We start from the raw sequence: 20166 nt of genomic DNA on the forward strand, positions 1-20166 counted from the left end.
GTCCTCGCCGGGTAGCCCGACCACGGTCAGAACGTAGGACACTTCATGCAACAGCCTTCCCTTTCGGTGAAAGATTCGGACACAGCGCTCCCCGACGGGGCCTTCGCCCTGTCGGCGGCCCAGCGTGGCATCTGGTTCGCCCAGCACGTCGCCGGTGACACTCCGATCTCCATCGCCCAGTACGTCGAACTGAACGGACCGATCGATCTCGACCTGCTGGCGCGCTCGGCGCGGCAGGCCGGGCGCGAGTTCGGCACCGGCTACCTCCGCCTGATCGAAGTGGAGGGGCATCCGTTCCAGTTCGTCGACACCACCCTCGACGACAGCCTGGAAACGATCGACTTCCGCTCCGAGCCCGATCCGGAAGCGGCCGCGCGCGCGTGGATGCGTGCGGAGTACGAGGCCCCGCTGGAGTTGACCCGCGACCGGCTGGTGCGGATCGCGATGTTGCGCGTCGGCGCGCAGCGCTGGTTCTGGTACTCGCGCATCCACCACATCGTGCTCGACGGCATGGGCGCGCTGACCATGGTGCAGCGCACCGGCGAGCTGTACAACGCCGCCGTGGAGGGCCGCGAAGCGCCACCGGCGAAGGCCGAGGACCTGCGCAAGATCGTCGAGGCCGAGCTGGCCTACCGCAGCTCGGAGCGGTTCGGCACGGACCGGGAGCACTGGCTCGCGCATCTGGACGGGATGGCCGATCCGGTGAGTCTGGCCGGTCGCACCGCGGGCGTGAACGGGCATCCGAGCCGGGTCGCGGGCGCGCTGCCCGCGGAGACCGCGCGACTGCTGGACGCCGTCGCCGAGCAGCTCTCCTCCGGTGTCGCGCCGACCGTGGTCGCCGCGTTCGGCGCGTACCTGTCCGCGATGACCGGCTCGCCGGAGGTCGTGCTGAGCCTGCCGGTCTCCGCGCGCACCACCGCGACGCTGCGGCGTTCCGGCGGCATGATCGCCAATGTCGTCCCCCTGCGGCTGCGGCTGACGCCGGCCACCACGGTCGGCGACGTGATCCGTGCGGCCCAGGGTGAGCTGACCGGGGCACTGCGACGCCAGCGCTACCGGCAGGAGGACATCTTCCGGGATCTGGGCTGGCCGATGGACGAGGCCGGGTCGTTCGGCCCCACGGTGAACCTGATGATGGTCGATACCAGGATCCAGCTCGGCCAGGTCACCGGACGACTGCACGTGCTGACCTCCGGGTTGATCGACGACCTGTTCGTCAACCTGTATCCGGGCGTCGGCGGCGAGAGCACGCACATCGACTTCCAGGCCAACGGCAACCTCTACTCCGACGCCGAGCTGACCGGGCAGCATCGCCGTTTCCTGTCGTTCCTGCACCGCTTCCTGGCCGCGGGGCCGGACGCGCCGCTGGCCGGGGTGTCGGTGCTGGCCGACGACGAGCGCGCCGACTTCGCTCCCGCTCGCGGGCCGCTCGGCGAGACGGCACGGACACTGCCGGGCATCCTCGCCGATGGCGCGGCCCGTGACCCGCTGGCGACCGCGCTCGTGGAAGACGAGACCGCGCTGACCTACCGGCAGGTGGACGACTACACCAACCGGCTGGCCCGGGTGCTGATCGCCGCGGGCGCCGGCCCCGAGCGCACGGTGGCGATCTCTATCCCGCGGTCCCTCCGGTCGGTCCTGGCGACGATCGCGGTGGTCAAGACCGGCGCGGCCTTCGTGCCGATCGATCCGACCTATCCGGCCGACCGGATCGAGCACATGGTCGGCGACAGCGGAGTCGTCGCGGGCATCACGATCTCGTCCGCCCGAAAGGCGTTGCCGGGCAGGGTGTCCTGGCTGGTCCTCGATGACGAGAACACCGAGCGGAAAGTGGCCGAGCGGGACGCAGCGCCGTTGACCGATGCCGAGCGGCTGACCGCGGTGCAGCCCGACCAGGTCGCCTACATCATCTACACCTCCGGCTCCACGGGGCTTCCCAAAGGCGTGGCCGTGCCGCACCGAGGGCTGGCCGACCTGGTGGCGAGTTCCGGCGCCGGATTCGGCGTCGACGCGAGTTCCGTTGTGGCCCACGCCGTATCGCCGAGTTTCGACATCTCGATCGAGGAAATCCTGGTGACGCTCGCCGCGGGCGCGACGCTGGCCGTGGTGCCGCCCGCGGCGTACGCGGGCGAGGAGCTGGCCCGGGTGCTGCGTGCCCACCACGTCACCCACCTCAACGTGACCCCGGCCGTCGTGGGATCGCTCGATCCGGCGACCCTGCCCGAGCTGCGCACCGTGATCGTCGGCGGTGACGCATGCCCGCCCGAACTCGTCACGAAGTGGTCGGGCCGCACCCTGCTGAACGGCTACGGCCCCACCGAGACCACCATCACCGTGACGCTCAGCGCCCCGCTGACACCGGACGGCCCGGTCACCATCGGCGGTCTGGCCGGCGGCGTAGCGGCCGTGGTCCTCGACCCGTGGCTGCGTCCGCTGCCGCCGGGCACCACCGGTGAGCTCTACCTCGCCGGACCCCGGGTGGCCCGCGGCTACCACCGGCGCAACGGGCTGACCGCCGATCGTTTCGTCGCGAATCCGTACGCGATCGGCGAGCGCATGTACCGCACCGGCGACCTCGTGCGCTGGGTGTACAACGACGGGCGCGTCGAACTGGAGTACCAGGGACGCAGCGACTTCCAGGTGAAGGTGCGCGGGTTCCGCATCGAACTCGGCGAGATCGACGCCGCCCTCCAGCGGCATCCCGACGTGGACTTCGCGCTCACCCTCGGCGTCGAAACCGGTTCGGGCGCCACCGCGCTGGTGTCGTATGTGCTGCCGAAGCCGGGAGCGCAGCCGCATCCCGACGCGCTGAAAGCCGCCGCCGGGGAATCGCTTCCGGCCTACATGGTTCCCGCCGTGGTCATGGTGCTGGACGAACTGCCGCTCACGCCGCTGGGCAAGGTGGACCGCAAGGCGCTGCCCGCACCGGAATTCGGCGCGCGCACGACGACGAGCAGGCCGCCGTCCACGCCGAAGGAGGAGACGCTCGCCGCACTGTTCGCGGAGGTGCTCGGCCTGGAATCGGTGGGTGTCGACGAGAGCTTCTTCGCGCTGGGCGGCGACAGCATCGTCTCGATCCAGCTCGTGTCGCGGGCGAAGGCGGCCGGACTCGGATTCGGCGCGCGGGATGTCTTCGAACGCAAGACCGTCGCGGCGCTGGCCGCGGTGGCCACCGAAGTCCCGAGCGCGGTGGTGCACGAACTGCCCGGCGGCGGGGTGGGCGAGGTGGAACTCACGCCGATCGTGCACGCGATGCTCGAGGCCGGTGACACCTGGCGGCGCTTCGCCCAGGCGGTGCTGATCGAGCTGCCCCCGGGCACCGAGCACGCCGGTCTCGTCATGGCGCTCCAAGCACTGCTCGATCGGCACGACCTGTTGCGTTCGACGCTGCGCAACACCGGCGACGGTTGGAGCTGGGTGGTCGCCGAAGCCGGTGCGGTGAACGCGGGCGCCCTGCTGGAGGTCGTGACCGCGGGCACGGATACCGAGGCGACCTGCGAGCATGCGTTGCAGCGCGCCGCCGACCACCTCGACCCGGAGGCGGGCGTTGTCGCCCGTTTCGTGTGGATCGACCGCGCGGGCGCGGCGCCGCTGCTGTGGCTGGTGCTGCACCATCTGGTCACCGACGGCGTCTCCTGGCGCATCCTGCTGCCGGATCTGGCCACCGCCGCGCTGGGCGGCGAGCTCGCGCCGGTCGGCACCTCCTTCCGGCGCTGGGCGCACGGGCAGCGCGAGCACGCGGCTACCCGCGCGGGCGAGTTGCCGCTGTGGCAACGCGTTCTGGCCACGCCCGACCCCGCGCTCGGGTCGGCGCCGATGGACCCGGCCCTCGATGTGGTGGGCACCATGGCGCATCTGTCCACCGTCGTGCCGCCGGATGTCGCGCACACGGTGCTCAGCACCGCGCCCGACCGGTTCCACTGCGGCGCCGACGACGTGCTGCTGGCCGGACTCGCGCTGGCGCTCGCGCGGTGGCGCGGACGTACCTCCACGCTGTTCACGCTGGAGGGTCACGGCCGCTCGGAGACCGTGGTGCCGGGCGCGGATGTCGCGCGCACGGTGGGCTGGTTCACCAGCGTCTACCCCGCCGCGATCGACCTGACCGGCATCGACGTGGCGGACGCGTTCGCGGGCGGGGCCGCGGCGGGCGCCGCGATCAAGGCGACCAAGGAACAGCTGCGCACCCTGCCGGACAAGGGGATCGGGTACGGCATGTTGCGTCACCTGGTCCCGGAGACCGCGGCGGCGCTCGCGGACGCGCCCACCCCCCAGATCAGCTTCAACTACCTGGGCCGCGCGTCCACCGGCGGAGAGGCGGAACCGTGGCTGCCGCGCCGGTTCGCCGCCACCCAGGACGACCGCGCGCCGCTGGCCGCCGCGGTGGACATCAACGCCGTGCTCACCGACGCGGGCCTCGAGGTGACCTGGGCCTACGCCGGACGACTTTTCGACGAGGCAGATCTCGGCGAACTCGCCGCGCTGTGGGGGCAGGCGCTCGGCGCGCTGGCCGGGCACGCCGGATCCGCGAACGCGGGCGGACGCACGCCATCGGACTTCGACCTGGTCGCCGTCACCCAGGCGCAGATCGATGCCTGGGAGCGCGACTACCCCGACCTCGTCGACGTGTGGCCGCTCTCGCCGCTGCAATATGGCTTACTGTTCCACGCGTTGTACGACTCCGACACCGCCGACGGCTACACGGTGCAGTCGCTGCTCACCCTGGCGGGCACCGTCGACGCGGCCCGGTTGCGCCGCGCCGCACAGGCTTTGGTGACCCGGCACGAGAACCTGCGCGTCGCCTTCGCCGAGACCGAGGACGGCCCCCGTCAGCTCGTCCTGGCCGACGCCGAAATCGACTGGCGGGAAGCGGATCTCACCGGCATCGCCGATGCGGAGGAACGCGCCGGGGAACTCGAACGGTTGGTCGCACTGGATGCCCGCACCCGGTTCGAACTCACCCGTCCCCCGCTGCTGCGCTGCACGCTCATCCGGATCGCCCCCGACACCTACCGTTTCGTGCTCACCAACCACCACTTGGTGCTGGACGGGTGGTCGACGCCGCTGCTCGTGCGCGAACTGCTCACCCTCTACGTCACCGACGGTGACACCGCGGCCCTGCCGCCCGCGCATTCCTACCGCGAGTTCCTGACCTGGCTGGCGACCAGGGACGACGCCGAATCCCTCGCGGCGTGGACCGATTCGCTGGCCGGCATCGACACACCGACCCGCGCGGTGCCCACCCTCGCCGGGATCGAATCGACCGAAACCGGAATGCTCTCCGTCGACCTGTCCCGCGACACCGTCGCTCGGCTGGAGACGGCGGGCCGGGAGGCGGGCGCGACGGTGAACACCCTGGTGCAGGCCGCGTGGGCGATGCTGCTGGCCATGCTCACCGGCCGCACCGACGTGGTGTTCGGCGGCACCGTCTCGGGGCGTCCGCCGGAACTGGGCGGGGTCGAGGAGATGGTCGGCCTGTTCATCAACACGCTGCCGGTGCGGGTGCGGCTCGATCCGGCGGAGAAAGTGGCCGACCTGCTCGCCCGCGTGCAGTCCGAGCAGGCGCGCCTGATGGACCATCAGCACGTCGGGCTGGCCGCCATCCATCAGGCGGTGGGCTTGGCCGAATTGTTCGACACACTCACGGTGTTCGAGTCCTATCCCATCGATCGCGAAGCGCTGTCGCAGGCGCTGGACATCGCGGGCATGCGGGTGCTCGACGTGGAAGGCACCGACGCGACGCCGTATCCGCTGAATCTGATGGTGATCCCGCTGCGCGGCGACGACGGCCGTGACACGCTGCGGATCACGCTGAAGTACATGGCCGGCCAGCTTCCGGAGCAGCAGGCGCGTCCGCTGCTGGATCGCTTCGTCCGGCTGCTGACCCAACTCGGGGACAACCCGCGCGCGCTGGTCTCCCAACTGCAGTACTGCGACGACGCCGAGCGCGCCGCGCTGGTGCCGGTGCGCGGCCCGGAGTCGGTGCCGCAGGCCACCCTGCCCGAACTGCTCAGCGCGGGCGCGAGAATCGATCCGGACGCGATCGCGATCACCGCCGGTGAGCTCACCATGTCCTACGGCGAGCTCGACGCGTGGTCCAACCGCTACGCCCGGGTGCTGCTGCGCCGCGGGGTCGGGCGCGAGGTGTTCGTCGTGCTGGCGCTGACGCGCTCGCTGGAATCGGTGATCGCCGTGTGGGCGCTGGCCAAGACCGGCGCGGCCTTCGCTCCGCTGGACCCGAACTACCCGGTGGAACGCATCGAGCACATGCTCAGCGACTCCAAGGCCCCGATCGGCGTGACGGTCACCGCCACCGGCGAGACGCTGCCCGGCACGATCGACTGGCTGCTGCTCGACGACCTCAACACCATCCGGCGGGTGATGACGGTCTCCGAAGCGCCGATCACCGACGAGGAGCGCGGCGGGCCGATCGATCTGGACCAGACGGCGTACCTGATCTACACCTCCGGCTCCACCGGCAAACCGAAGGCCGTGCTGCTCAGCCACCGCGGCATCGCGAATCTCGTCGCCGCGCAACGTGAGACGCTCGGGCTGGAGCCCACCGCCAGCGTGCTCCAGGTGGCCTCACCCAGCTTCGACGCCTCGGTGTTCGAGCTGCTCATCGCCCACGGCGCGGGCGGCAGGCTGGTGGTGTCGCCGCCGGACGTCTACGGCGGGACGGAACTGGAAACCCTGCTGCGCGCCCAGCGCGTCACCCACGCGGTGATCACGCCCTCGGCGCTGGCCACCATGGAACCCACCGGCCTGGAACACCTGCGCGTGCTCGCGGTCGCGGGCGAGGCGGCGACGCCGGAGCTGATCGAGCGGTGGTCACCGGGCAGGCGCATGGTGAACCTGTACGGCCCCACCGAATTCAGCATCTGGGCCACCGGGCCAGGCGAACTCCGCACCGGCGAGCCGATCACGATCGGCGGACCCATCCGCGGCGCCGCCACCGTGGTGCTGGACGCCTGGCTGCGTCCGGTGCCGGTGGGAGTGCCCGGTGAGCTGTACCTGGCGGGGCCGGCGCTGGCGCGTGGCTACTTCAACCGGTTCGAGATGACCGCGAGCAGGTTCGTCGCCGACCCCTTCGGCGAACCCGGCGAGCGGATGTACCGCACCGGCGACATGGTGCGCTGGGTCGAGGACGACGGCGGGTACGAGCTGGAATATCTGGGCCGCAGCGACTTCCAGGTCAAGATCCGTGGCCTGCGCATCGAGCTGGGCGAGATCGACGCGGTGCTCTCCCGCGACGACGAGGTCGAGTACGCGGTGACCATCGGGCGCCCCGGCCCGGCCGGGACCACCGTGCTGGTCTCCTACGTGCTGCCCGCCGAGGGCGTGCGACTGGACGTCGAGCGGCTGCGCGCGCAGGTGGCCGCCGAACTGCCCGGCTACATGGTGCCGGGCTACCTCATCGTGCTGGACTCGATCCCGCTCACCCCGGTCGGCAAACTCGATCGCAAAGCCCTTCCGGTGCCGGACTTCGCGGAGAGCCACCGGCCCTACCTCGCGCCCAGCACGCCGGTCGAGGAGGCGGTGGCCGCGGTGTTCGGCGAGGTGCTCGACCGCGAGCGCGTCGGCGCCGACCAGTCGTTCTTCGAACTCGGCGGCAACTCGCTGAGCGCGACGAAGGTGGTGGCGCGGGTGAACGCGGCGCTCGGGTCGCGGATCGCGCTGCGCGATCTGTTCGACGCGCCGACCGTGGCCCAGCTGTCCGCCCGGGTGGTACCCGCCACCGGCGCGGCGCCCGGCCGGTTCGCCCTCGCCCCGCGCATCCGGCCGGATCGGGTTCCGCTGTCCCCCGCGCAGCAGCGCATGTGGGTGCTCAACCGGATGGATCCGGCCTCACCCGCCTACAACATCGCGGTGGCGCTGCGGCTCACCGGCGAACTGGACGTCGAGGCGTTGCGCGCCGCGCTCGTCGACGTGGTCGACCGGCACGAGAGCCTGCGCACGCTGTACCCGGCGGATGCGGAGGGGCCGCGTCAGGTGGTGGTGGGTGCGGACGTGGCCGTGCCCGCCATGCCGGTGGTCGACACCGAGGACGGCGACGCGCTGCGCGGGCGGATCACCGAGCTGGCGGGAACCGGCTTCGATCTGGCCGCCCAGCCGCCGCTGCGGGTGGGCCTGTTCCGGATCCACGGGGGCGCCGAGCCCGCCGCGAGTGCGGCACCGGTGTCGTCGGCTCCCGCCATGGGTGAAGCGCCGGTCTCGTCCGGGCCCGTAGCCGGGACGGCGCCGGTGACGTCGAGCTATACCGCGGGCCCCGAGGACATCTCGGCCGCCACTGCGCCGGTGCACGTCGTCGTGCTGGTGGTGCACCACATCAGCGCGGACGGCGCGTCGATGGCGCCGCTGGCCGCCGACCTGGTCGCCGCCTACTCCGAGCGGGCCTGCGGCGGGCACGCCATCCGCGTTCCGCTGCCGGTGCAATACGCCGATTTCGCGCTCTGGCACCGCGAGGTGCTCGGCGACGAGACCGACCCGGAGTCGCTGGCGGCCCACCAGATCGGCTTCTGGCGTGAGACCTTGGCGGGCGCGCCCGATGTGCTGGAACTGCCCGCCGACCGGCCGCGCCCGGCGGTACAGACCATGCACAGCGCCGACTTCTGCTTCACCGTCGACGGCGAGACGCACCGGGCGCTGGTGGATTTCGCCGCCGCGCACGGCGTCAGCCCGTTCATGGTCGTGCACGCCGCGCTCGCGGTCCTGCTCGCGCGCCTCGGCGGCACCGACGACGTGCTGATCGGCACCCCGGTCGCCGGACGCGGCGAGGAGGCGCTCGACCAGCTCGTCGGCATGTTCGTCAACACTCTCGCGCTGCGCACCCCGGTCGATCCGGCAGCGGGCTTCGCGACGTTCCTGGACACGGTGCGGTCCGCGGACCTCGACGCCTTCGCCAACGCGGATGTGCCGTTCGAGCGGCTGGTCCAGGTGCTGGATCCGGCCCGATCGACCGCGCACCACCCGCTGTTCCAGGTCTCGCTGTCGCTGCAGAACTTCGTCGAACCGGTGCTGGAACTGCCCGGCCTGCGGTTCGAGGTGGAGGACTTCGAGCGCGACGCCTCCCAGTTCGACCTGACCCTGGATCTGCGCGAGCGCTTCGCCGACAGCGGTCCGGCGGGCATCGACGCCGTGCTGACCTACGCCACCGATCTGTTCGACGAGGCGACGACGGCCGCCTTCGCCGCCCGGTGGCGGCGCGTGCTCACGACGGTGCTTTCCCGGCCCGACGTCCGCATCGCCGATATCGACATCCTCGACGAGGCCGAACTCGCCACGCTGGTGCCCGTGCGCGGGCCCGCGTCCGGCGCGGCCGTGACCCTGCCGGACCTGCTGAGCGAGACCGCGCGGCGGTACCCGGATCGCGTCGCCCTCGTGGTCGGCGGGCACATCACCACCTACGCCGAGATCGACGCGCACGCCAACCGCCTGGCCCGCGTCCTGCTCGGGTCGGGCGCCGGGCCGGAAACCGTTGTCGCGCTGGGTCTGCCACGCTCCGCGGATCTGCTCACCGGGATGTGGGCCGCGGCGAAGGCGGGCGCGGCGTTCCTTCCGGTCGATCCGAAGCACCCGGTCGAGCGCATCGACCACATGCTCACCGACTCCGGCGCGGCACTGGGCCTGACCCTGGCCGCGTTCCGGCCGATGCTGCCCGACAGCACGGACTGGCTGGTGCTCGACGACCTCGCCGTCGTCGAACGCTGGAGCGCCGCGAGCAGCCTGCCGCTGCGCGAGCGCGAGCTGCCCGCACCCGTCCGGCCGGACAACGCGGCATGGATGATCTACACCTCCGGCTCCACGGGCACGCCGAAAGGCGTCTCGGTCTCCCATCGCGGTATCTCCGATCTCGTCGCGGCGCAACAGGCTTCGCTCGGTGTGGACGAACACTCCCGGGTGTTGCAGGTGGCGTCGCCGAGTTTCGACGCGTCGGTGTTCGAGGCACTCATGGCGTTCGGCTCCGGCGGCGCGTCGGTGGTCGCACCGCCGGAGGTGTTCGGCGGCAGCGCGCTGGCCGAGCTGATCGACACCGAGCAGGTCACCCACCTGGTGATCACCCCGTCCGCGCTGGCCACCCTGGATCCCACCGAGGTGACCAGCGTCCGGGTGCTCTCGGTGGCAGGCGAGGCGGTCGGAGCCGAACTGGTCGAACGCTGGGCGACCGGGCGCAGCATGGTCAACCTGTACGGCCCCACCGAGTCGACCATCTGGGCGACGGGTTCGGCGCCACTGGAGGTGGGCGCCCCGGTGTCCATCGGCACGCCGGTGCAAGGCGCGGAAGTGCTGGTTCTCGACGATCGGCTGCGACCGGTCCCCTTCGGCGTGGCGGGCGAGCTGTATCTCGCCGGACCGGCGCTGGCACGCGGCTACCACGCGCGGACGGGGCTGACCGCCGCCCGCTTCGTGGCCGACCCGTTCGGCGCGCCGGGTGAACGGATGTACCGCACCGGCGACCTGGTGCGCTGGATCCGCGGCGACGCGGGCCCGGAACTGGAGTACCTGGGCCGCACCGACTTCCAGGTCAAGGTGCGCGGACAGCGCATCGAGCTCGGCGAGATCGACGCGGTGCTCGGCCGGGCCGAGGGCGTGGACTTCGCGGTGACGCTCGGCGTGCCCGGCCCCACCGGCGCGACCGCGCTGGCCGCCTACCTGGTCCGCGCACCCGGATACGAGCTCGACGTGGCGAAGGTGCGCGCCTTCGCCGCCGATATCCTGCCCGGCTACATGGTGCCGACGGCATTCGTCGTGCTGGACGAGATCCCGCTCAACGCGGTCGGCAAGCTGGACCGCAAGGCGCTGCCGGAACCGGAGTTCCTCGCCGACCGCACCGCGTACCGTGCGCCGGAAACGCCGACCGAACAGCAGCTGGCCGCGATCTTCGGCGAACTGCTCGGGGAGGCGCGTGTCGGCGCCGACGATTCGTTCTTCGCGCTCGGCGGGGACAGCATCCTGGCGATCCAGCTGGTGTCGCGCGCCAAGCAGCAGGGCATCACCTGCACTCCGCTGCAGGTGTTCGAGCACCGCACGGTGGCGGCATTGGCCGCGGCCGCCGACGCGGCGGGCACCGCGGTGACCCTGGACGAACTGCCCGGCGGCGGTGTCGGCGAGCTGCCGCTCCCGCCGATCACGCACTACATGCTGGAGCGCGGCGGGAACTACGATCGCTTCGCCCAGACCGCGGTCCTGGAACTGCCGGTGGGTATCGAGCGCGCGCAGATCATCGCGGTGCTCACCGCAGCGGTGGACCGGCACGACATGCTGCGCGTCCGGCTGGTGACCGACGGCGAGGCCGGGCCGCGCCTGCTGGTAAGCCCGCCCGGATCGGTCGACGTGGACGCGCTGCTGCACCGCATCGAGTTCACCACCCTCGACCCGATCGAACTGCACGAGTTCGCCATGACCGAGCTGGACGCCGCCGCGGACCGGCTCGATCCCGCCGAGGGCACGGTGCTGCAATTCATCTGGCTGGACCCGGTGGGCGACGCCGGCGCGCGCACCGGATCGGGCCGGCTGATCGTGCTGGCGCACCACTTGGCGATCGACGGCGTGTCCTGGCGCATCCTGGTGCCGGACCTGGTGGCCGCGTGGGCCCAGGTGTCGGCCGGGAACATCCCCGTGCTCGCGGAGACCGGCACCTCGATGCGCCGGTGGGCCCACGCGCTGGCCGACGAGGCGCGCTCACCGCAGCGGACCGCCGAACTGGCCTACTGGCGCGACGTGCTCGCCGCACCCGACCCGGTGATCGGCGGCCGGGAACTCGATCCCGCCGTGGACCGGACCGCCGCACTGCGCATGGTCGAGCGGGAGGTGTCAGCGGAAGTCACCAACGCGCTGCTCACCACCCTGCCCGGCTTGTTCCAGGGCAGCGTCAACGACGCGCTGCTGGCCACCTTGGCGCTGGCGCTGGTGCGCTGGCGGGCCTGCGACCCCTCGGCGCTGGTGCGCCTGGAAGGGCACGGCCGCCAGGAGGAAGTGGTGCCCGGCGCCGACCTCTCCCGCACCATCGGCTGGTTCACCAGCATCTACCCGGTGCGCTTGGACCTGGCCGGAATCGACATCGATGACGCGCTGGCCGGCGGCCCCGCGCTGGGCGCGGCGATCCGCGCCGTCAAGCACCAACTGCTGGCGGTGCCGGACAAAGGCATCGGTTTCGGCTTGCTGCGCTATCTCAACGCCGAGACCGCGCGGCAGCTCCCGGAACGCCTGCCGGGGCGGGTCGGCTTCAACTATCTCGGCCGATACTCCACCGGCGACATCCCGGCCGGGCTCGAGGGGCTGGGCTGGCTGCCGACCGACGAACTCGGCGACGTGCACGTGGCCGAAGATCCCGGCGTACCCCTGCAATCGGCGATCGATGTCAACGCCGTCGTCATCGGAGACCGGCTGCGCGCGAGCTTCGGCTTCCCGTCCACCCTGCTCGACCAGGACGACGTCGCCGAGCTGGCCGATCTGTGGATCGGCGCATTGCGCGCGGCGGCTCGATTCGCCCTGACCCCGGCGGCACGGACCGCCGCCGAGGAGGAAGCGGCGGCCACCGCCGCCACCGCGGCGCCGGCTGTTCCGCCAGCGGGCGGTCTCGGTCTGGACGTGGTGCTGCCGATCCGGCTCGGCGGCGAGCAACCCGCGCTGTTCTGCATCCACCCGTCGTCCGGAATGTCGTGGACCTACCTGGGATTCGCCGACGCGCTCGCGCCCGGCCGCCCGATCTACGGGCTGCAAGCACCCGACCTCGGCGGCCAGGAACCGCCCGCGCACTCGATCGAGGAGTTCGCCGACCGCTACGTGCGGGAGATCCGGACGCTGCAACCCGAAGGGCCGTACCACCTGCTCGGCTGGTCGTTCGGCGGCCTGATCGCCCACGCGGCGGCCGTGCGGCTGAAGGCCGAGGGAGCCGAGGTCGGCGTGGTCGCGCTGCTGGACGCCGACACCGCCGACATCGACGGCGACAGCATCGAGCGGCTCACCGCGGGCTCGTTCGTGAACAGCTTCGGCGCGGTGTTCGGCATCCACGACGTACCGGCGGACGCCACCGCGCAGCAGGCGGCGGAGCTGATCCGCGAAAAACTCGGCGGGGTCTCGCTGATCGACGCCGCCACGCTGGAGCGGATGGCCGGGTCCTACAACGCCGCCGCCCGGACCAGAACCGGATACCGCCGACCCGTGTACGACGGCGACATCGTGTACTTCAGCGCGACCGTCGACACCTCCGACATCTTCGGTCCCGACGGCTGGCGGCCGTACGTGACCGGCGACATCATCAATCACGACATCGAGGTCACCCACGACGAACTGACGGCGCCGCAGGTGCTGCCGGTCATCGCGCGCGTGCTCGATGCACATCTGGGAGGCCGAGGATGAATTCCGATCAAGGCGTCGTCGTCGAGGGGATCGAGAAATCCTTCGGCGCGGTCAAGGCATTGCGGGGGGTCGATTTCGCGGCCGAGCCGGGCGAGGTGCTCGGCATCCTCGGACCGAACGGCGCGGGCAAGACCACCACGGTGAACATCCTCTCGACACTGATCCGGCCGGACCGCGGCCGGGCCACGGTCGCCGGGTACGACGTGGTGGACGATCCCGCGGCGGTGCGCCGCAGCATCATGCTGACCGGGCAGTACGCCGCGCTGGACGACATGCTCAGCGGCTACGAGAACCTGGTGATGTTCGGCAGGCTGATGGGCTTGCGCAAGCGGGCCGCCCGCGCCCGCGCGGACGAACTGCTGGCCGAGTTCGATCTCGAACGCGCGGCGGGCCGCCGGGTGGGCACCTACTCCGGCGGTATGCGCAGGCGCATCGACATCGCCTGCGGTCTGGTCGTCCGGCCCGACGTGGTGTTCCTGGACGAGCCGACCACCGGGCTGGATCCGCGCAGCAGGCAAGGCGTGTGGGATCTGGTCTCCGGCTTCAAGAAGGCGGGCATCACCACCCTGCTCACCACCCAGTACCTGGAGGAAGCCGACGCGCTCAGCGATCGGATCATCGTCATCGATCACGGCGTGGTGATCGCCCAGGGCACCGCCGACGAGCTGAAGTCGCGCACCGGCGGCAGCTACTGCGAGGTCGTGCCGCTGAACCTGCGTGACCTGCCCGCCATCGCCGCGGCCCTGGGTCCGCTGCTGCCGCAGGAGAATCGGGACGCGCTGGGTCCGGATTCCGATCGGATCGCCATACCCGCGCCCGACGGCGCGAAGACACTGCTGGAGGCGCTGCGCCGACTCGACAGCGCCGGGTTCGACCTCGTTGACGTCGCACTGCGCCGCCCCTCGCTCGACGACGTCTTCCTCCAGCTGACCGGGCATCTGGCGACGACGGCGGAGATCGCGCAACGGGAGGTCGTGTCGTGACGGCGGCGACCTGGCTCAGCCAGACCCGCGCCGCGCCGCTGCGGCCGCAGCAGTGGTGGGTGCTGACCAGCCGGCTGGTCGTGCCCTCGGTACGCAGCGGCGAGGTGCTCACCTCGGTGCTGGCGCCCGCGACGTTCACCGCCAGCTTCTACATTCCGCTGAAGATCATCATGACCGTGATCGGCACCGGCTTCAGCAGTTACGCGCAGTACATGATGCCGCTGGTGATCCTGCAGGCCGCCGCGTTCACCGCCGTCTCGGCGGCCTTCCGCGCCGCCACCGATTCGGTCGCCGGGCTCAACCGGCGTTTCGGAGCGATGCCGATCGGCCCGCTGGTGCCGGTCGCGGCGCGCCTGTCCAGCAACATCTTCCGCTTGGTCATCGCGTTGATCACCGCGTTGATCTGCGGCCACGTCATCGGCTTCCGCTTCTACCTCGGCGCCGCGCACACGATCGGGTTCGTACTGTTCTCGTTGCTCATCGGGCTCGCGCTGATCTGGGCCGGAGACGTGATCGGCACCGTGTCGCGCAACCCGGAGGCGACCGCGCAGGCACTGGTACTGCCGCCGTTGATCTTCGGCATGCTGTCCACCGGCATCGCGCCCGCCGACCAGTTCCCGGCATGGGTGCAGCCGTTCGTGCGCAACCAGCCGGTGTCGCAGTGGGCCATCGGTCTGCGGGCGTTCGCCGGTGACCGCGGACCGAACGCGGGCCAGGTGAGCTTGTCGCTGCTGGGACCGCCGGTGGCGTGGGCGCTCGTCATCCTGATCATCTGCGTCCCGCTGTCGCTGCGGCTGAGCTCGAGGAGGGCGTGATGGCGCTGCTGGCCGATCACAGGCAGGAGTCGTGGACCGGCTCGGAAATGTCGGTGTCTGCGCTGATCGCGCACACGCTGATCCAGACCCAGCGCCTGCTGCTGCGCTGGGCACGCAATCCGGTCACCCTGCTGGAGACGCTGATCATCCCGTGCCTGCTGCTGATCATGCTCAACACCGTGATCGGCGGGCAGATCCGGAAGTTCACCGGCGAGAGCGCGCTGTACGGCTCGGTGCCCATGGTCGCCCTGGTGGGCGCGCTGTCCGGCGCGGTAGCGGGGGGCGTGCTACTCGGCCGCGAACGCGACGCGGGCCTGCTCGCGCGCTTCTGGGTATTGCCCGTGCACCGCGCCTCCGGCCTGGCCTCGCGGGTGCTCGCCGAGGGCTGCCGCATCTTCGCCTGCACTCTCGCCGTCGTGCTGGTGGGCTCGGTGCTCGGGTTCCGCTTCCACCAGGGCGTCCCCGCGGCGATCGTCTTCCTGTTCGTCCCGGTGCTCTTCGGCCTTGCCTTCGCCACCGTCGTCACCTCGGTCGCCGTGTTCACCGCGAAATCGACGCTGGTGGAGGGCATCACGATCCTCACATCCCTGATGATGTTCTTCAGCACCGGCTTCGTTCCGCTGGCCGCCTTCCCCAAGTGGGTGCAGCCGGTGGTGCGCAACCAGCCCCTGTCGGTGGGGGTCGACGCCATGCGCGCGCTCGCCTTCGGCGGACCGCTCGCACGCCCGCTCACCCTCACCGTCGTGTGGTCGATCGGCGCGATCATCCTGTTCGCGGTGCCCGCGACCATCGGCTACCGCCGGGCGAGCAGGCGCTGAACCCCGGCTCACAGCGAACTCCCAGCACGAACCCAGCCGGACAGCAGCGCCCGTTCCTAACGTCGTGCAGAACGATGTCGGCGAACGAAAGGACAGACGGTGGGCGCACGGCGCGATGAGGTGCACGAGCACGATCTCGGCCTCACACACGATATGAAGGTGATGGTGTCCCGGCGCCGCGCCCTGCTCTTCTTCGGGGCGACCGCGGGCGCGGCGGCGGTCGCGGCGGGCTGCGCCTCGGGATCGAACGACACGACGACCGGTACGGCCGGGACCGCGTCGGCGACCACCGCGCAATCCGGCGGCGTCACCGCCGCTCCGCAGGAAACCGCGGGACCGTATCCGGGCGACGGGTCGAACGGACCCAACGTCCTCATCGAGTCCGGCGTGGTGCGCAGCGACATCACCGGCTCGTTCGGCTCGTACTCCGGCGTCGCGCAGGGCGTTCCGATGACGCTCGAACTCACGCTGCGCGATCTGGCGAACAGCGGCGCGGCGGGGGCGGGCATGGCGGTGTACGTGTGGCACTGCGACCGGGACGGCAACTATTCGCTCTACAGCACCGGTGTCACCGAGCAGAACTACCTGCGCGGCGTGCAGGTGGCCGGCGCCGACGGCAAGGTGAGCTTCACCTCGATCTTCCCGGCCTGCTACTCGGGCCGGTGGCCGCACATCCATTTCGAGGTCTACGACTCGCTGGAGACCGCGGTCGCGGGCCAGAACGCGCGGCTGACCTCGCAGATCGCGCTACCCCATGACACCTGCGAGGCGGTGTTCGCCCACGACTCCGGTTACGCGCGCAGCGTCACCAATCTGGCGGAGGTCTCGCTCGCCTCGGACGGCGTCTTCGGCGACGGCTGGGACGCCGAACTGGCGACCGTGACGGGCGCGCCGTCCTCCGGGCTGCGCGTCTCGCTCACCGTGGGCGTCGCCGAGAAATCGCAGAACACGCAGTCGGGCAACGGTTCCGCGCAGCCCGGTGGGCGGCCGCCCGGCGGCGGCGCACCCGGCGGTCGGCCTCCGCGGTAGCGATCGGTCCCGCGCCCGTCCGCCAGGGGCTCTCCGGCCGGGCGTTGGTCGGCCCCGGATGACCACGACGTCCACGGCGATCACCAACGCCCGGAACCGGTAGTCACACCATGCCGGGCCAGGTGGAGCCGCTCGGATGATCGGATCGGGGCAGGTAGACCACCGCGCCTCGAAGCGGCTCGGTCCCCGGGCGGCGGTGACTTGCGGCACTGCCGCCGTCCCGGCGCACCGGGGAAACGAAGGATCAGCGAGCCCGGCAACGCTTTCGCGGCCGAGCGGAAGCAGGCATCCACACCTGGTGTGCCGCGTCGTCAGCCCGTCGCCCCCGCCTCTTGCGACACCTGTTGGCAAACTTTCAGCGAGCAATCGGACCCACCGGTGCCGATGTAGGCGCCAGAAGGCGCGTACCGCACAATAGGGGGCCGCGCGCGGCGCGCCCTGGCGTTCTTCCGCACGGAGGACGCGTGTCGCGGCGACACAAGGTGTTGTGCTACGCGGACATGTCAGCCACTAGGAGTAGTGTTCCGAGGGTAGGCATTCCGTGACGGCAGCGTGCTCGGGAAAGGCGTGGAGGCAGGATGAAACTGATCGATCGGGTGTCGGCCATCAACTGGAATCGGGTGCCCGACGAAAAGGACGCCGAGGTCTGGGACCGGCTGACCGGCAACTTCTGGCTGCCGGAGAAGGTGCCGGTCTCCAACGACATCCCGTCGTGGAACACCCTGACCGCCGACGAGAAGCAGCTGACCATGCGGGTCTTCACCGGCCTGACCCTGCTGGACACCATCCAGGGCACCGTCGGCGCGGTGAGCCTCATCCCGGACGCGCTGACCCCGCACGAAGAGGCGGTGCTGACCAACATCGCGTTCATGGAGTCGGTGCACGCCAAGAGCTACAGCTCGATCTTCTCCACGCTGTGCTCCACCCGCGAGATCGATGAGGCGTTCCGCTGGTCGGAGGAGAACCGCAACCTCCAGCGCAAGGCCGAGATCGTGCTGTCGTACTACAACGGCGACGATCCGCTCAAGCGCAAGGTCGCCTCCACGCTGCTGGAGAGCTTCCTGTTCTACTCCGGCTTCTACCTGCCGATGCACTGGTCGTCGCGGGCCAAACTCACCAACACCGCCGACATGATCCGCCTGATCATCCGGGACGAAGCGGTCCACGGCTACTACATCGGCTACAAGTACCAGAAGAGCTTGGAGCTGGTCACCCAGGCCGAGCGCGACGAACTCAAGAACTACACCTTCGAGCTGCTGTTCGAGCTCTACGACAACGAGGTCGACTACACCCAGGACCTCTACGACGAGGTCGGCCTCACCGAGGACGTCAAGAAGTTCCTGCGCTACAACGCCAACAAGGCGCTGATGAACCTCGGCTACGAGGGCCTGTTCCCCAAGGACGAAACCGAGGTCAACCCCGCCATCCTCTCGGCCCTGTCCCCCAACGCCGACGAGAACCACGACTTCTTCTCCGGTTCGGGCTCGAGCTACGTCATCGGCAAGGCGGTCAACACCGAGGACGAGGACTGGGAGTTCTGAGCCGACCGAGCCCGGCGACGCGACCGCGGAGCCGGGCTCGAGGTGGTCGGCCCCTCGATCGCCGACCTCAGATTCCCAGGACCAGCTTGGCCGTCGTGAAGTAGATGATCAGGCCGGTGGCGTCCACCAGGGTGGTGACCATCGGCGCGGAGACCACCGCGGGGTCGATGCGCAATTTCTTGGCCAGCAGTGGCATGGTGCCGCCGATGGTGGCGGCCCAGCCGCAGATCAGGACCAGGGTGATGCCGACGACCAGGGCGATGCGCGGACCCACGAACAGGGCGCCGATCGCCAAGCCCACCGAGGCCAGCAGCGAGCCGAGTACCAGGCCGACCCGGCATTCCCGCCAGATCACCTTCAACAGGTCCGACGCCTTGACCTCGCCGACCGCTACCGCGCGCACGCAGGCGGTGGCGGCCTGCGCGCCCGCGTTCCCGCCCGCGCCGATCAGCAGCGGGATGAACAGCGCCAGATGCGCCGCCTGCTGCAAGGTGCCCTCGAAGAAGTCGGTCACGCTCACCGTCAGCGTCGCGGCGAAGAGCAACAGCAGCAGCCACAGCGCGCGATAGCGGGCCAGCTGGAACACCCCGGCGGCCATGTAGTGGCCCTCCCACGGCGCCGATCCCGCCTGCAACGCCACGTCCTCGCTGTCGGCGGCCTCGATCACCTCGACCGCGTCGTCGATGGTGAGCAGCCCGACCAGCCGGTCCTCGCTGTCCACCACCGGCAGGTTGATGTCGTTGGTCTCGCGCATCAGGCGGGCGGCCTTCTCCGCGGAATCGGTGGCGCGCGCGAAGGCCGGTTCGGTGACGACCAGCTCCGACACCATGGTCTCGGGCTTGCTGAGCACCAATTCGCGCAGTTCGACGATGCCGGTCAGCCGCCTGCCCGTATCGACCACCGGCAGCGTGTACACCGTCTCGGCGTTGCCGCCCTTGGCGCGCACCATGCCGAGCGCTTCGGCCACCGTGAGGTCACGCGGCAGCGCCACCACCTCCGGCGTCATGAACTGACCGGCGGAGCCCTCCGGGTAGCCGAGCAGGCTCGCGGTCATCCGCCGCTCCCGCGGGCTCAGCCCGGCCAGCGCCTTCTTGGCCACCTTGGCGGGCGCCTCGCGCAGCATGCGGGCGCGGTCGTCGGGCGCCATGCCCTCGACCAGGTCACGGAAGCTCTGATCGCGCAGTCCTTGCAGGATCTGCTGCTGGTCCACCGGCTCGAGTTCCTCGAAGACGGCCAGCGCCAGGTCTTTGTCGAGCAGGCGGAACGCCATCCCGGCTCGCACCGCGTCCATGCGGGCGAGCTGATCGGCGATGACGTGCGGCGGATGGTTGCCGAGCCAGTCCAGCGCGGCGTCCACGCGACGGGTATCGACGATGTCCTGGAGGGATTCGGACAGCGTCGGACGTACTTCGATGATGTCGGTCTGCGACATGAGAGGACCTCAGCACATGCGTGAGTGAACGGAGAGCGCGAAATTCACACCGCGGGCGCCGGCCCCTGCCGTCGCGACCTGATCAGGAATGCGAAGGGGCGGCGCCGCGCGGCCTTCGACTGGGAGGTTCGCTGCGCATCGCTACCCCACCTCCCTCTCGTCGTCGCCGCGGATCTCGGATATCCGCAC

Annotated in this window: 7 protein-coding genes; 6 read left to right on the forward strand and 1 reads right to left on the reverse strand. The window is 70.8% G+C overall.

The window, feature by feature from the left end:
* The first annotated feature begins 45 nt into the window (after positions 1-45).
* From ON29_RS20905 to nrdF, 6 genes are all read left to right on the forward strand, one after another.
* Positions 46-13359: a non-ribosomal peptide synthetase gene (locus tag ON29_RS20905; RefSeq protein WP_040868703.1), complete on the forward strand. Its 13314-nt coding sequence runs from the start codon at positions 46-48 to the stop codon at positions 13357-13359.
* A complete protein-coding gene (locus tag ON29_RS20910; RefSeq protein WP_040868705.1) occupies positions 13356-14342 on the forward strand; it encodes an ATP-binding cassette domain-containing protein in 987 nt (328 codons plus the stop codon). Before ON29_RS20905 ends, ON29_RS20910 begins: the two co-directional genes overlap by 4 nt.
* Entirely contained in the window at positions 14339-15157 is an 819-nt protein-coding gene (locus tag ON29_RS20915) for an ABC-2 transporter permease (RefSeq protein WP_040868707.1), read from the forward strand. Before ON29_RS20910 ends, ON29_RS20915 begins: the two co-directional genes overlap by 4 nt.
* Positions 15157-15975 carry an ABC transporter permease gene (locus ON29_RS20920; protein WP_040868709.1) on the forward strand — a complete coding sequence of 273 codons (819 nt, stop codon included), beginning with the start codon at positions 15157-15159 and terminating at the stop codon, positions 15973-15975. Before ON29_RS20915 ends, ON29_RS20920 begins: the two co-directional genes overlap by 1 nt.
* Before the next feature lie 153 nt (positions 15976-16128).
* A complete protein-coding gene (locus ON29_RS20925; protein WP_157172855.1) occupies positions 16129-17004 on the forward strand; it encodes a dioxygenase family protein in 876 nt (291 codons plus the stop codon).
* 578 nt (positions 17005-17582) lie between these two features.
* Complete coding sequence (nrdF, locus tag ON29_RS20930) at positions 17583-18545, forward strand: class 1b ribonucleoside-diphosphate reductase subunit beta (RefSeq protein ID WP_040868713.1); 963 nt, start codon at positions 17583-17585, stop codon at positions 18543-18545.
* Between the two features lie 67 nt (positions 18546-18612).
* Here nrdF and mgtE read toward each other — a convergent pair whose 3' ends face one another.
* Positions 18613-19977 carry a magnesium transporter gene (gene mgtE, locus ON29_RS20935; protein ID WP_040868714.1) on the reverse strand — a complete coding sequence of 455 codons (1365 nt, stop codon included), beginning with the start codon at positions 19975-19977 and terminating at the stop codon, positions 18613-18615.
* Positions 19978-20166: the final 189 nt, after the last annotated feature.

This window comes from Nocardia exalbida NBRC 100660, from assembly GCF_000308575.1.
Taxonomy (GTDB): domain Bacteria; phylum Actinomycetota; class Actinomycetes; order Mycobacteriales; family Mycobacteriaceae; genus Nocardia; species Nocardia exalbida.

Excerpts from the sequence above, each read along its gene's own strand:
- nrdF (WP_040868713.1), top strand. The coding sequence starts at position 17,583 with ATGAAACTGATCGATCGGGTGTCGGCCATCAACTGGAATCGGGTGCCC.
- ON29_RS20910 (WP_040868705.1), top strand. The coding sequence starts at position 13,356 with ATGAATTCCGATCAAGGCGTCGTCGTCGAGGGGATCGAGAAATCCTTC.
- mgtE (WP_040868714.1), bottom strand. The coding sequence starts at position 19,977 with ATGTCGCAGACCGACATCATCGAAGTACGTCCGACGCTGTCCGAATCC.
- ON29_RS20925 (WP_157172855.1), top strand. The coding sequence starts at position 16,129 with ATGAAGGTGATGGTGTCCCGGCGCCGCGCCCTGCTCTTCTTCGGGGCG.
- ON29_RS20920 (WP_040868709.1), top strand. The coding sequence starts at position 15,157 with ATGGCGCTGCTGGCCGATCACAGGCAGGAGTCGTGGACCGGCTCGGAA.
- ON29_RS20905 (WP_040868703.1), top strand. The coding sequence starts at position 46 with ATGCAACAGCCTTCCCTTTCGGTGAAAGATTCGGACACAGCGCTCCCC.